This is a genomic window from Phycicoccus jejuensis (assembly GCF_000720925.1).
Classification (GTDB): Bacteria; Actinomycetota; Actinomycetes; order Actinomycetales; family Dermatophilaceae; genus Phycicoccus; species Phycicoccus jejuensis.
This window is the reverse complement of the sequence record NZ_JOEE01000060.1, coordinates 1-323: the sequence shown is the minus strand read 5'-3', so window position 1 is coordinate 323 and position 323 is coordinate 1. Positions and strand designations below refer to the sequence as shown.

The window sequence follows — 323 nt, the reverse complement described above, 5'->3', positions numbered from 1 at the left end:
TCGTACCCGATCCGGGCCTTCTTCTTCGCCGCGCTCGACCCCATCGAGCGGCCGTGGGCGCGCCACCCGCCACCGTCGGGGATCTTCCCGATCTTCTTGACGTCGACATGGACCAGCTCCCCGGGCCGGTCCCGCTCATAGCGGACCGCGGTGGACTTGCTGGCGCGGATCACCTCCCCGGTGAGTGGGTCCAGCACCCGCAGGAGCGGGACGTGGTGGCGGCGCAGGACGCGGCTGACGGTGCGGGCCGGCACGCCCAGCTCGGGCCCGAGCCAGTCCTGCCCGCGGCGGTGCTCGACCCTGGCAGCCAGGATCGCGGCCTC

Annotated in this window: 1 pseudogene; it reads right to left on the bottom strand. The window is 73.7% G+C overall.

The window, feature by feature from the left end:
- A pseudogene (locus IG69_RS0119615) lies at nt 1-323 on the bottom strand (IS481 family transposase); the annotation flags it as partial.